Origin of the sequence: Pedobacter sp. Hv1 (assembly GCF_001412215.1) — a bacterium.
Taxonomy (GTDB): domain Bacteria; phylum Bacteroidota; class Bacteroidia; order Sphingobacteriales; family Sphingobacteriaceae; genus Pedobacter.
In genome coordinates, this window is record NZ_LLWP01000004.1 from 630,044 (window position 1) to 643,443 (window position 13,400).

At 36.1% G+C, this 13,400-nt stretch carries 13 protein-coding genes; all 13 read left to right on the forward strand.

What is annotated here, in order from left to right; genetic code table 11:
* Window positions 1-183 precede the first annotated feature (183 nt).
* Window positions 184-1,521, forward strand: coding sequence for an MFS transporter (locus AQF98_RS10590; protein ID WP_055131902.1), 1,338 nt, complete (start codon window positions 184-186; stop codon window positions 1,519-1,521).
* 312 nt (window positions 1,522-1,833) lie between these two features.
* The gene (locus tag AQF98_RS10595) at window positions 1,834-3,834 is read left to right on the forward strand and encodes an ATP-binding protein (RefSeq protein ID WP_161805862.1); all 2,001 of its coding nucleotides are present in this window, start codon (window positions 1,834-1,836) and stop codon (window positions 3,832-3,834) included.
* Between the two features lie 3 nt (window positions 3,835-3,837).
* Window positions 3,838-4,152 (forward strand): hypothetical protein, encoded by a 315-nt coding sequence (locus AQF98_RS10600; RefSeq protein WP_055131904.1) that lies wholly within the window; start codon window positions 3,838-3,840, stop codon window positions 4,150-4,152.
* Window positions 4,153-4,332: 180 nt separating this feature from the next.
* A complete protein-coding gene (locus tag AQF98_RS10605; RefSeq protein WP_055131905.1) occupies window positions 4,333-5,091 on the forward strand; it encodes an ROK family protein in 759 nt (252 codons plus the stop codon).
* Window positions 5,092-5,709, forward strand: coding sequence for an HAD family hydrolase (locus AQF98_RS10610; protein WP_055131906.1), 618 nt, complete (start codon window positions 5,092-5,094; stop codon window positions 5,707-5,709). It begins immediately after the preceding gene.
* Window positions 5,702-7,126 carry an NADP-dependent phosphogluconate dehydrogenase gene (gene gndA / locus AQF98_RS10615; RefSeq protein WP_055131907.1) on the forward strand — a complete coding sequence of 475 codons (1,425 nt, stop codon included), beginning with the start codon at window positions 5,702-5,704 and terminating at the stop codon, window positions 7,124-7,126. Before AQF98_RS10610 ends, gndA begins: the two co-directional genes overlap by 8 nt.
* 22 nt (window positions 7,127-7,148) lie before the next feature.
* Window positions 7,149-8,663: a glucose-6-phosphate dehydrogenase gene (gene zwf, locus AQF98_RS10620; protein ID WP_055131908.1), complete on the forward strand. Its 1,515-nt coding sequence runs from the start codon at window positions 7,149-7,151 to the stop codon at window positions 8,661-8,663.
* Window positions 8,664-8,745: 82 nt separating this feature from the next.
* Complete coding sequence (gene pgl, locus AQF98_RS10625) at window positions 8,746-9,471, forward strand: 6-phosphogluconolactonase (RefSeq protein ID WP_055131909.1); 726 nt, start codon at window positions 8,746-8,748, stop codon at window positions 9,469-9,471.
* Between the two features lie 22 nt (window positions 9,472-9,493).
* The gene (locus AQF98_RS10630; protein ID WP_055131910.1) at window positions 9,494-10,060 is read left to right on the forward strand and encodes a Crp/Fnr family transcriptional regulator; all 567 of its coding nucleotides are present in this window, start codon (window positions 9,494-9,496) and stop codon (window positions 10,058-10,060) included.
* Between the two features lie 97 nt (window positions 10,061-10,157).
* Window positions 10,158-10,679 (forward strand): YceI family protein, encoded by a 522-nt coding sequence (locus tag AQF98_RS10635; protein ID WP_055131911.1) that lies wholly within the window; start codon window positions 10,158-10,160, stop codon window positions 10,677-10,679.
* Between the two features lie 11 nt (window positions 10,680-10,690).
* Window positions 10,691-11,761, forward strand: a complete 1,071-nt coding sequence (locus AQF98_RS10640; RefSeq protein ID WP_055131912.1) for a nitronate monooxygenase family protein — start codon at window positions 10,691-10,693, stop codon at window positions 11,759-11,761.
* Window positions 11,762-11,828: 67 nt separating this feature from the next.
* Complete coding sequence (locus AQF98_RS10645) at window positions 11,829-12,680, forward strand: methylated-DNA--[protein]-cysteine S-methyltransferase (protein WP_055131913.1); 852 nt, start codon at window positions 11,829-11,831, stop codon at window positions 12,678-12,680.
* A 2-nt stretch (window positions 12,681-12,682) separates the two neighbouring features.
* Complete coding sequence (locus AQF98_RS10650; protein WP_055131914.1) at window positions 12,683-13,396, forward strand: 2OG-Fe(II) oxygenase; 714 nt, start codon at window positions 12,683-12,685, stop codon at window positions 13,394-13,396.
* The last annotated feature ends 4 nt before the right edge of the window (window positions 13,397-13,400 follow it).

Here is a 13,400-nt window from a genome sequence, read left to right on the forward strand (position 1 = left end):
ACCTCAAAAAGGTAGCTTTTTTTGTTTTCTATCCTCCCTATTTCAATCTATTTTCTTGAGCTAGTATGTGCAGAAAGATTTCAACTGTTAATTGAAAAATTTTTGTTAGCCTAACCATAGAAAAAAAGATTTTTAAACTATTTGAACCTAGGAAACAGTAATAATTTCTAAATTACAGACCTGATGAATAGGAAAGCCATAAAAAATACCGACCATGAAGCAAATACTTTTGCCAACGATAAAATATCACCACGAAGGTTAAAGGCTATCTTTGGCGGCTCAGTTGGAAATTTAGTTGAATGGTACGATTGGTATGCTTATTCTGCATTTGCTATTTATTTTTCGTCAGCATTTTTCCCGAAAGGAAATACAACCGTACAATTGCTCAATACTGCAGGCATATTTGCATTAGGTTTTTTAATGCGACCATTAGGAGGATATATCTTTGGACGAATTGCTGATCGTATTGGTCGTAAACAATCTATGACCCTATCCGTTCTACTGATGTCTTTTGGTTCCCTATTGATCGCCTTAACGCCGACCTACCAAACGATTGGTGTTGTAGCGCCCATTTTATTACTTACCGCAAGATTACTACAAGGTTTAAGTGTAGGGGGTGAATATGGTGTTTCTGCCACCTATTTAAGTGAAATGGCTACCAAAAACCGACGAGGCTTCTATTCGAGCTTTCAATATGTAACCTTAATAGGCGGTCAACTCCTCGCACTAGCTATCCAATTATTTCTTCAAAAAATTTTGCTAACAGACAACCAACTTCATGAATGGGGCTGGCGCATTCCATTTGCATTTGGGGCTATACTTTCTATCGTAGCACTCTATCTCAGAAAAAACCTCGATGAAACTACAGCCTTCGAAAAGCAAAAAGAAAAAAAATCGGAGAAAAAGGGAACACTAAAAGAATTATTCAAACACCCCAAATCATTGATTACCGTTATCGGACTAACCTTAGGCGGAACACTTGCATTTTACACCTACACTACCTACATGCAAAAATTCTTGGTCAATACGGTACAGATGAGCAAAGAGCAGTCTACATTAATCTCGTTTTTTACCTTATTTATTTTTGCTTGTTTACAACCCCTATTTGGTATGCTGTCTGATCGAATCGGTCGTCGTCCCTTATTAATCGGATTCGGAATTTCAGGTACACTTTTTACAGTTCCACTGCTGACGATGTTAAGCCAAACAACCAACCAATGGGAAGCCTTTTTGATCTTGATGCTTGCCTTGGTTATTGTAAGTGGTTATACAAGCATCAACGCTGTAGTTAAAGCGGAACTATTCCCAGCAGAAGTACGTGCCTTAGGAGTAGGCCTACCCTATGCAATGACAGTGGCTATTTTTGGAGGTACAGCCGAATATATAGCGCTGTGGCTAAAGGATTGGGGCCACGAATCTTACTATTATTGGTACATTACTTTCTGTATTTTCATTTCTTTAATCGTATACCTGTTCATGAAAGATACCAAAGCACACTCTAAGCTAAATCAGGATAGCTAGCGCACAAATCAAAAGTTAAACGCATTAGCAAGACCTATATCTTTACAGAAGAGAAAAGCAATCAAAAAACAAACACAAACAACTAACTAACAGTTAATTACACAAAACGTTTGAATTCCTCACTCTCCTTCAAGTAAAAAAATGCGGTTAATATCAAGATTAACAGCATTTTTGTATGGAGTTCATTTTTTAACACTAAGTTGAAAACAGTAAAAATTGTATATATTTCTTAATTTTAAGTTTATTTATTTAACTTTCTAAATAACAAGCACAGCTACGCTCAAAATGAAAATAAACCTTATACTTTTCTTTTTGTGTATTACTATAATTCTATCATCCTGCGACCGCATTAACCCGGTAGACAAAGGACATCCAGCATATTTTGATAAAATTATACAGCATGGCGACTCCCTGATTAACACCAATTACAACAAGGGCATTAAGTACTTAGATTCAGCATACAAAGCTTTTCCAAAACCCAGTAATTTCGATTTAAGTAGAAAGTATAAAACCCAAGCAGAATATAGTCTTAACCCAAATGAAGGTCTAATTTATATTGACAGTGCACTTGTTATTTTAGAAAAGCAAATCAAATCTCATCCGGTAGAATTGTTTACGGCTTATAATGTTAAGGCAAACCTATACGTAGACAAAGACGATTATGACAATGCCTTTAAATATTTTTATAATGCTAAAGTACTTTCAGAGAAAATCAGTTTAGACAACGGACTTAGAGGCTTTATCAACATGAGCATTGGTAATGTGTTGTTCAAACAGAAAAAATACAATGAGGCATTGGGTTATTTTAGAATTTCCATCCAATATTATAAAAAAACAACTGTTAAACCTTTTAATGCATTTGGTAAAATCCAATCTAATTTGAACAGTATTGGCTTATGTTATGAAAGGTTAAATCAACTAGATAGTGCAAATATTGCTTATCAAAATGCATTGGCTTATGTAAACTCTGTAGATAAAAAATTTCTTAAACACCTGCCTTACATCAATGCTGCTAAAGGGGTAATATATGGCAATATTGCCTCTAATTATGTTCATTTAAAAGCATATAAAAAGGCAGAAGAGGCTTTCGTTAAAAGTTTAGCCTTAGATAAAATATATCTAGAAGATATTCTGTTCAATCAAATTAAATTGGCTCAGCTCTATTTAAATACCGATAGAAAAGTTGAGGCTGCCAATCTCATCAATACCATTCGTAAAAGAACAGATTCTTTAACTAAACCCTCTAGAGAAGTAAATTTAAGGTTTAGCGCATTGGTATGGAACTATTATGAAGATGCCGGAGATGTACCTCAAGCCTATAAAGCTTTTAAGGCCTACCATAAATTGAAAGATTCAGCAGATTTAGTAGATAGTCAGGTCAAAAGCAAAGACATCAATAAAGAATTTGTTAAATATGCACAAACACAAGAAATAGATGTTTTAAAAAAGAAAGATGAACTCAAAACAGTTTACCTTATTTTTGCACTCAGCCTTACCTTTTTATCGGCTTTAGTTATTTTCTTAATCTGGAGAAACTACAGAATTACCCGAAAAAATAACACCTCTCTAAAAGTCTTGAATGCTAAAATTAGCGACCATAATTTGTTAATGGAAAAAACCCTTGAAGCATTAGAACAAAGTCAAGAAGAGAATACACACATGATGCAGGTGGTAGCACACGATATGCGCACGCCTATTGCAGGGGTAATTGGCTTAACTTCATTAATGTTAGAAGAGAATGACCTAACAGAAGATCAACGTGAAATCATCAGCATGATCAACACCTCTGGAGCCGACACCCTAAACTTTATCAATGACCTTTTGCAGGTACAATACAACAAAAGCAACTTGATCAAAGAACCCGTTGAAATGCATACACTTTTAAAGTATTGTATTACTTTATTAGACAGTAAGGCTAAAGAAAAACACCAAGAATTAAAGATCTCTACCATCCCTATTGAAATTAACATCAGTAGAGAAAAAATTTGGAGGGTAATGAGTAACCTCATTTCTAATGCCATTAAATTTAGTCCACATGGCACTACCATCCATATTGTAATGGAAGAAAAACCCTTAAGCATATTAATTGCGGTTAAAGACAATGGTATCGGAATTCCACCAGAAATAGCCCAAAATCTATTTGCCATGAATGCAGATGTGCAAAGACAAGGCACCGATGGCGAGAAATCTTTTGGCCTAGGCTTAGCCATCTCTAAACAGATTATAGAAGCACATAACGGCTCCATTTGGTTTGAAAGTTTACCTGGTTTTGGAACTACTTTTTTTGTAGAATTGCCGATTACAGAGAATTAAGTTATGATCTACGCAAATAAAAAAGTGAATGTTAAAGCCAATTCTGCTCAACAAATGGCATTGATCATTGCCAATGTGAAAGAGTTAGTAGACAAAAAAATAATTAAGCTAACTAGCGATACGGTGTTTCTGTATCCGCAAATATGGAAAGATGAGGCAACAGCCCTGAACTGGATCAAATGTTTACACCAGTATTATTGTTTAAAAAGGCAGTTTAAAAGCTCTGCAACACTTTATTTTAGACATCTAGAGAATGAAGAATTAATTGGTTCCATCATCAATAAAAAGCCTAAAGTTTTAATATTTAACGATTTGTAAGCGGGAGATCAATGCCTAATTTGTAATCGAAAAAGCAAGGAAGCATTTTAATCAACATTTATTAGCTTTTGTTAATAATTAAAGCCAACTTATTACACAAATATTACGGCTAAGCTAACTTAATGGTTGTATTTTTGTTTCTTTGATAAACAACAAATTTTATCGAAAAAAAAACAGCTTATGCCAGTACAAACCAAGGTTCCAGCAGGCGATATTCTTTCCATAGACATCGGTGGCACCAATATCAAGGCTTGTTTATTAAGCCCAAAAGGGAAATTATTAACTGATTTCAAAAAAACACCTACGCCTAAAAATTCTACTCCTGCAGAAGTACTAAAGGCAATTAAAGAACTAACCACAGGTTTTAAGTCCTTTACAAAGATTTCTATAGGATTTCCTGGTTATGTAAAAGAAGGTATTGTACAAACCGCTCCTAACTTAGCCGAAAATAAATGGGCTAATGTAGATTTAGCACAACAAGTAAGTAACCTCTTTGGCAAACCTGTACGCTTAATCAACGATGCCGACCAACAAGGCTTGGGAATTGTAAGTGGAAAGGGCTTTGAAATTGTGTTCACCCTTGGTACAGGTTTCGGCACTGCGCTGTTATTTGATGGCGAATTGCTCCCTCACCTAGAACTATCCCATTTACCTATTAATAAAACAGACGATTACGACGATTTTATTGGCGACAGAGGTTTCGAAAAAGTAGGTAAAAAGAAATGGAATAAACGTTTAAAATACCTGATCGAAATTTATAAAACGGTTTTCAATTACGATAAACTATACATTGGTGGTGGAAATTCAAATGAAATAAATTTTGAGTTAGAGAAAAACATCAAACTTGTTTCTAATAAAGATGGCATTAAAGGTGGAGCAAAACTATGGCTTGCTAAAGAAAAATACCATATACACACCACCTACCCAACAAAAAAATAGATGAAAAACATTAAACTACTCTTCTTGGATATTGGAGGTGTATTATTGAGTGATGGTTGGAACCATAAAGCCAGAATGCAGGCCATTGATGAATTTGGTTTAGAGCCAATTCAATTCCAAAAAGACCATGCAGTAGCTTTTCCTCTATTTGAAAACGGCAAACTAAATTTAGAACAATATTTAGATTCGGTAATTTTTAATATAGACCGCTCTTTTTCTAAAAAAGACTTTAGCGAATTTATGTTCTCCAAATCCGAACAATTGCCCCAATTTTTACCTTGGTTAATTGATTGGAAAAAGAAAACGGGCATTAAAATATTCTCTATCAACAATGAAGGTAAAGAATTTAACGATTATCGGATCAAGAAGTTTGGCTTACACGAATGTTTCGATGCCTTCATTTCTTCTTGCGAAGTAGGTTATTCTAAACCCGACCCATCAATTTTTAAACTAGCTTTGGGCATTGTACAAGAAGAACCTCAAAACTGCTTATATTTTGACGATAGGGCAATTCATGTAGCCATTGCCAAACAAATGGGCATCAATGCTCATGTACACTACAGCTTTGAACAGAGTAAAACAATTTTAGAAAGTATAAATAAATCATCAAATGAATAACGATAGAAAAGCTCAATACGCCTTCGGAATGGTTGGTTTAGGTACCATGGGTCGTAATTTGCTATTGAATATGGCCGATAATGGCTTTGCAGTTACTGGTTACGATAAGAGTGAGAAAATGCTTCAATTTTTTGAAGAAGAAGGAAAAGACCATAACCTAAAGGGATTTGCCGACATTAATGATTTTGTAGCTAGTTTACAATCGCCCCGCACCATTATTCTTTTGGTACCAGCTGGCGCAATTGTTGACAGTGTAATTTTAGAACTGCAACCCTTATTAGACAAGGGTGATATCATTATAGACAGTGGAAACTCACACTTTACCGATACCAGCAGAAGAGCAGTTGAGCTTAAAGAAAAAGGTATTCATTTCTTCGGCATGGGCATTTCTGGTGGCGAAGAAGGTGCCAGATTTGGACCTAGTATGATGCCAGGTGGCGATAAACAGGCTTATGCAGTAGTTAAAGAAATGTTAGAGGCTGTTTCTGCCAAAGTAAATGGCGAGCCGTGTGTAACTTATATTGGTCCTGGTGCATCTGGCCACTTTGTTAAAATGACCCACAATGGTATCGAATATGCCATTATGCAGTTGTTGGCCGAAACTTATGAAATCCTTAAAAATGGATTGGGTTACAACAATGAGCAAATTCAACAAGTATTTGAGAAATGGAATAACGGACGTTTAAAATCTTTCTTAATGGAAATCACTAAAGATGTTTTCTTATTTAAGGACGTTAAAACAGGCAATTTGTTAGTTGATGAGATCAAGGATGAGGCAAAATCTAAAGGTACAGGGAAATGGACTTCGCAAGTAGCGATGGACATTGAGATGCCTATTCCAACTATAGATGCTGCTGTTTCTACCAGAAATCTTTCTAAGCTTAAAAAACTACGTGTACAATTGAATGACGCATTTGGTTCATCGACAAAAATCAATGCAAATGAAGACTTCATAGCAGACCTAGAAGAAGCTTTCTACTTTGCAATGGCTGGAGCTTATGCACAGGGCATGCACTTGTTATGGCAAGCATCCATCCAGTACGAATACGAATTGAATTTAGCCGAAATTGCTAAAATTTGGCGTGGTGGTTGCATTATCAGAGCAGAATTTTTAGAAGATATCTATCAAGCCTATAAAAAACAGGCCAATTTAGAACATTTATTTGCAGACGCCAATGTGCAACAGAAAATTAAACAAAGCTTAAAAGGAACAAGAAATGTAATAAGTGCAGCGATCCAAGCTGGTATCGCTATTCCTTGTTATGCTGCTGCATTAACTTATTTCGATACTTTGAAAACTGGCAGAATGCCATCTAATTTAACACAAGCACAAAGAGATTTCTTTGGTGCCCATACTTTTGAGCGCATCGATAGCGAAGGAGTTTTCCATGCAGATTGGAACCAAAAGAAAATATAATTGAACAAAAGAAAATAGACTGATGAAAAAGAAGAGTAATCTTAATCCAACCATATTTGTAATTTTTGGTGGCACTGGCGACTTGAATAAACGCAAGCTCGCTCCTGCCCTATATAACTTATTTACTGAAGGTTATATGCCAGAAAAATTCTCAATTATTGGAACTGGAAGAACGGAGTTTACCGATGCAAAATATCAGGAAGTAATTTTAGAAAACATTAACGAATTCTCTAGAAACGGTAAAGTAAAAAAAGAATCTTGGGATCAATTCAGTAAAAACGTTAAATATTGCCCAACTGATATCAATACCCCAAAAACCTTTGAAAATTTAAAAGAAACAGTAGAAAAATTACAGGGCCAATTTGGCAAAGAAACCCAAGTGATCTATTACTTGGCTGTTGCGCCCAACTTCTTCCCATTGATTGCTGAAGCTTTATGTAAATACAAATTAACTCAAGACGAAGACAATAGCCGTATTGTTATTGAAAAACCTTTCGGACATGATTTAGAAAGTGCTAAAGAACTCAACTTATTGTTAAGTAAAATCTTTTCTGAAAAACAGATCTATCGTATAGATCATTATTTAGGTAAAGAAACCGTACAGAACATGATGGCTTTCCGTTTTGCCAACTCATTGTTTGAGCCCTTATGGAATAGAACCTATATTGAGCACATCCAAATTTCTGTAACGGAGCAATTGGGCGTAGGCGATCGTGGCGGTTATTATGAAGGTGCTGGAGCATTAAGAGACATGATCCAAAACCACTTGCTACAATTGTTATGTTTGGTAGGTATGGAAGCTCCAATTACATTTGATGCCGACGAAATTAGAGATAGAAAAGTTGAAGTATTGAAAGCCATGCGCCCTTTTAAACCAGAAGAGATCAGTGCAAGTGCGGTACGGGGTCAATACAGCAAAGGATGGGTTGAAGGAAAAGAAGTACCGGGTTACAGACATGAACAAGGCGTAGATCCACATTCAAATACCGAAACTTTTGCAGCTGTTAAGTTCTTTATCGACAACTGGCGTTGGCAAGGCATTCCGTTTTACTTGCGTACAGGCAAACGTATGAACCAAACCTCTTCTATTATCACCATTCAGTTCAAAGATGTTCCACATCATATTTTTGCTGCCGGTGCAACAGAAACTTGGCAACAAAACCGCCTGATCATCAGCATCCAACCAGAAATGAGCATCCGTTTACAAGTTCAAGCCAAAAGACCTGGACTAAAAATGGTACTTAATCCTGTAGATATGGTATTCGATTACAAAGGTACTTATGATACCGATACCCCAGAAGCTTATGAAACGCTATTGCTAGATGCCATGAATGGCGACCAAACCTTATTTATGCGTGGCGACCAAGTGGAAGCTGCTTGGGAGTTGGTAATGCCAATTATCAATACTTGGGAAAACAAAAAATCATTAAATTTCCCTAATTACCCTGCAGATAGTTGGGGACCAGAAGAAGCCGAAGCATTAATTGCCAGAGATGGTTTCCATTGGTTTACCCTGCCCTTAAAAGACAAAGAATAAATCGTTAAAACTACCCTGTTGATTTTGTTGAAGTTTTCATATTTCGATAAACTCAACAGGGTTTCTCTATTATACCAGCACCATGAATCTACATATCTTTAAATCAGTAACAGAATTAAATGAAAACCTAATTGCCTATGTGGTAAACATTGCTACCAAAGCAATAGAAACCAAAGGTCGTTTTGACTTCGTATTAACTGGAGGAAATTCTCCTAAGCAACTCTACAAAGAATTGGCTACTACTTATAAAGATAAAATTGATTGGAGTAAAGTATATTTTTTCTTTGGCGATGAAAGGAATGTCTTACCTGACCATAAAGACTACAATGGTTTAATGGCCAAAGAGAACCTGTTTAACCTTTTGCAAACTCCGGCAGACCATATCTTTTATATGGATACTACTTTGGCTCCAGCCGAAGCAGCAAAAGCCTATAAAAAAGCATTAGACGTACACTTTGCAGGTAATGAAATAGTATTCGATCTTATCCTTTTAGGTATGGGTGATGACGCCCACACTGCTTCTATTTTCCCCCATACAGACCTTGTTCAAAACCAAACCGAAGATGTTGCAGCTGTTTGGGTTGAGAAATTAGATACTTTTCGGATTAGCCTAACGGCTCCACTGATCAATAAAGCAAAAAATGTGGCTTTTATCACTTTTGGGGAGAATAAAGCCAATGCACTTCAGCATGTAATTGGCGATGAAGAGAAAGACTTTGCCAATTATCCTGCGCAATTAATCAAACCTTTAGATGGAAAGTTAGATTGGTTTGTTGATGAGCAAGCCACTGTTTTTTTGAATTTGTAGTAAGCAATATAAAAATGCTAAAATGAGTGAGCTATTAAAAAATCAATTTTTAAAGATCGTAGAACTCAGTGAGGAAGAATTGGATTATATCTCGGGGCATTTTATTTATAAAAAATTCAAAAAACATCAATTTATTGTCCAAGAAGGACAAGCAGTAGTTTATGATTATTTTGTAATCTCTGGTTGTGCAAAATCTTATTATACAGATGAGAATGGCAAGATGCATATCATCTTGTTTGGCATACAAGATTGGTGGATTACCGATTACGAAGCCTATTATTACCAAAAAGCAGCTCAAGTAAACATCGATTGTATAGAAGATACAGAAGTATTGTGCCTAAGCAATGAAAACAGAGAAAAACTTTGTCGTGAATTTCACAAAATAGAACATTTCTTCAGAAAAAAGACCAACCGTAGAAATGTTGCACTTCAGCAACGAATCCTCACGCTTTTAAGTAGTAGTGCCAAAGAACGTTATGAAAAATTCTTAGCAGAATATCCAAGTCTTGTCCAAAAACTACCAAAACAGCTATTGGCAGCTTATTTAGGCGTTTCAAGAGAAACATTGAGCAGACTTTATTCCAATTAATTTGTGACTTAGCTCACCTTTATTTTGTGACCTAGGTCCTTCGATTTAGTATCAGCTATCTTCAATTTTGTGTTGTGAAACATTAAAAATAAACACAATGACGAAATTTAACATTCAGCCAGAAAGCAGTACAGTAAACTGGACCGGCAAAAAAGTTTTAGGGCTACATACTGGGAGCATCAAAATAAAGGATGGCTTTCTTAGTTTTAAAGATAATGAGTTGGTGGATGGCGAGATTAACATCGACATGACCACAATTATCATCACTGATATTGCCGACCCTATCTTAAGCAACGATTTTTTCAAACATTTGAACAACAATGACTTCTTTGCTGTTGATCAATTCAAGACGGCTCAATTGACCATTACCTCTGCACAAAAAGAAGCACAGAAATACCACATCAAGGGCAATTTAACCATCAAAGACATTACACACCCCATCAGTTTTAGTGCTACCATCGAAATATTTACCGACTTTCTACATGCTTTGGGAGAAGTGGTCATTGACCGTACACTTTACAATATCAAGTATGGCTCCGGAAAATTTTTGGCTAACTTAGGAGACAAACTAATTTATGATGATTTTGTTTTACAGTTCAAATTAATCGGTCAAAAATAAATTAAAAGTCAATGTGGAAAAACACAAAATTTACGAAAACATTTGGCATTGATTTGCCTATTGTTCAAGGCCCTTTTGGCGGTAAAATTTCTTCTGTCGAATTAACTTCAACGGTTTCTAATGCTGGGGCCTTAGGTTCTTATGGTTGTCAACCTTTTACAAGTACTGAAATCATTACTATTGCCCAAGAAATCAGAAACAAAACAAACAAAGCATTTAACCTGAACCTTTGGGTAAATGATAAAGATGAAAACATTGATGATTTTGATGAAACGGCATTTCAAAAGGTAATTGATATTTTCAAACCTTATTTTAATGAAGTTGGTGCAGAAGTACCCCATTTTCCCTTACCAAAAAGCCCAAGTTTTGAAGATCAGATAGAAGCGATCTTTGAGATTAAGCCCGCTATTTTCAGCTTTGTTTTTGGTATTCCCTCTGCTGATATTCTAGAAAAATGCCGTCTACTCAACATTAAAACTGTGGGTGCAGCAACCACTTTAGATGAAGCTATAGCCATAGCAAATGCGGGTGTGGATGCAGTAGTAGCTACTGGTTCTGATGCTGGTGGTCATCGTGTATCATTTCTTGATAAAGCAGAAGAATCATTGGTAGGTACTTTTTCTTTAATTCCACAAGTTGCTGATGCCGTTCGTATTCCAATTATTGCGGCAGGTGGAATTGTTGACAGTAGAGGTGTAAAAGCGGCTTTTAATTTAGGAGCCGATGCTGTACAAATTGGAACAGCTTTCTTAGCCACTCAACAATCGGGAACGAGCAACAAACACAGAGCATTGTTATTTGCCAAAGATGCCCGTTATACTACGTTAACTAAGGTATTTACTGGTCGTTTATCAAGGGGAATTAAAAACCGCTTGACAGAAGAATTAAAAGATTTTCAAAATTCATTGGCCCCCTACCCGCTTCAAGGTAAAATTACAGGTCAATTGGGTGCCTATCCTGCCAATACAGAAAACAATCCTCAATTTAAATCGTATTGGAGTGGCCAAGCAGCACCTTTATTAAAATATACTGATGCCAATCAATTAATTGATAGTATTGTAAATGATATGAATGCGAAATAAGTGAGCAACTTTCGGGTTTAAGCAAAGCTAGGGGCATATTACCTTTGGTGTATTAAAAAACTACAACATGAGTACACAAGAGCAATTAAATTACGAGCGTATTGCAAGTGCAATTGGCTATTTGCAAGAAAACTTCAAAGTACAACCCGACTTAGATCAAATAGCAGAAAAAATCAACCTTAGCCCCTTTCACTTTCAACGCTTATTTACTGAATGGGCTGGTGTAAGTCCTAAAAAGTTTTTACAATACCTTAGTCTAGCTTATGCGAAAGACATTTTAAGAGACCAACAATTGACATTGTTCGATGCCGCTTACGAAACTGGCCTATCAGGAACAGGGCGGTTACATGATCTCTTTGTGAATATTGAAGGAATGACCCCCGGCGAGTTTAAAAATGGTGGAGAAAACCTAAGCATCAACTACAATTTCACCACCACTCCTTTCGGTAAGTTATTGATTGCCTCCACAAACAAAGGAATTTGCCACATGGCTTTCGCCGATGAGGAGAACAAAGTATTTGAAGAATTGAAACAACAATTTCCACAAGCCAAATTCAACCAACAAAAAGACAGTTTACAAGAAAGTGCATTGCATATCTTTAATCAAAACTGGAATGAACCCAACGAGATCAAACTCCATCTCAAAGGCACAGCTTTTCAATTAAAAGTTTGGGAAACCCTGTTAAAAGTTCCCAAAGGTAATTTTACAACTTACGGAAAAATAGCGCAAACCATTGGCAACCCCAATGCATCAAGGGCTGTGGGTTCTGCCATAGGCGATAACCCAATTGCATTTTTGATTCCTTGTCATCGGGTCATCCAATCTACTGGTAATTTTGGGCAGTACCATTGGGGTCAAGTACGTAAATCGGTTATTTTAGGCTGGGAAGCAGCACAAGTTAACCTCATTACCAGCTAAATATGCAAAGCTTATTCAACAAACTGGCAAACATTAATAGAGAGCGTTTGGCAGAAGAAATGCATCAAAATGGCTATGCGGTTTTAAAACAATTATTAACAACAGAACAATGCGATGAACTTATTGTCAATTACAATCAACCAGCACTATATCGAAAAACAGTGGTAATGGAACGTTACCGTTTTGGTTTAGGCGAGTATAAGTATTTTAATTATCCTTTACCTACTATTTTACAAGCCTTAAGAACATATTGCTACCCATTATTAGCACCCATAGCCAACCATTGGATGAAAGCTTTAAATACCGGACTTTCCTTTCCAAATGAACATAAAGAACTGATTGAGCTTTGTAAAGCTAACGGACAAAACAAGGCAACTGTCTTAGTTTTAAAATATGGTAAGGGTGGTTTCAATACTTTACATCAGGATTTATATGGCGATGTGTACTTCCCTATCCAAATGGTATTGTTTTTAAATGAACCTGAAATAGATTATACTGGTGGAGAGTTTGTATTGACCCAGCAAAATGTAAGGGCGCAATCTAAAGCTATTGTATTGAAACCTAAAAAAGGTGATATTTTAATCTTTACTACAAATTATAGACCCGTAAAAGGTTCAAAGGGTTATTACAGAGCCACCATGAAACATGGCGTAAGCGAGGTTCTTTGGGGCGAAAGACATACTTTAGGAATTATATTTCATGATGCATTAACGTAAGGAG

What these genes read in the sequence shown, in the direction of transcription:
- AQF98_RS10590 (WP_055131902.1), top strand. Translation starts at nt 184, where the DNA reads ATGAATAGGAAAGCCATAAAAAATACCGACCATGAAGCAAATACTTTT.
- AQF98_RS10600 (WP_055131904.1), top strand. Translation starts at nt 3,838, where the DNA reads ATGATCTACGCAAATAAAAAAGTGAATGTTAAAGCCAATTCTGCTCAA.
- AQF98_RS10605 (WP_055131905.1), top strand. Translation starts at nt 4,333, where the DNA reads ATGCCAGTACAAACCAAGGTTCCAGCAGGCGATATTCTTTCCATAGAC.
- AQF98_RS10610 (WP_055131906.1), top strand. Translation starts at nt 5,092, where the DNA reads ATGAAAAACATTAAACTACTCTTCTTGGATATTGGAGGTGTATTATTG.
- gndA (WP_055131907.1), top strand. Translation starts at nt 5,702, where the DNA reads ATGAATAACGATAGAAAAGCTCAATACGCCTTCGGAATGGTTGGTTTA.
- zwf (WP_055131908.1), top strand. Translation starts at nt 7,149, where the DNA reads ATGAAAAAGAAGAGTAATCTTAATCCAACCATATTTGTAATTTTTGGT.
- pgl (WP_055131909.1), top strand. Translation starts at nt 8,746, where the DNA reads ATGAATCTACATATCTTTAAATCAGTAACAGAATTAAATGAAAACCTA.
- AQF98_RS10630 (WP_055131910.1), top strand. Translation starts at nt 9,494, where the DNA reads ATGAGTGAGCTATTAAAAAATCAATTTTTAAAGATCGTAGAACTCAGT.
- AQF98_RS10635 (WP_055131911.1), top strand. Translation starts at nt 10,158, where the DNA reads ATGACGAAATTTAACATTCAGCCAGAAAGCAGTACAGTAAACTGGACC.
- AQF98_RS10640 (WP_055131912.1), top strand. Translation starts at nt 10,691, where the DNA reads ATGTGGAAAAACACAAAATTTACGAAAACATTTGGCATTGATTTGCCT.
- AQF98_RS10645 (WP_055131913.1), top strand. Translation starts at nt 11,829, where the DNA reads ATGAGTACACAAGAGCAATTAAATTACGAGCGTATTGCAAGTGCAATT.
- AQF98_RS10650 (WP_055131914.1), top strand. Translation starts at nt 12,683, where the DNA reads ATGCAAAGCTTATTCAACAAACTGGCAAACATTAATAGAGAGCGTTTG.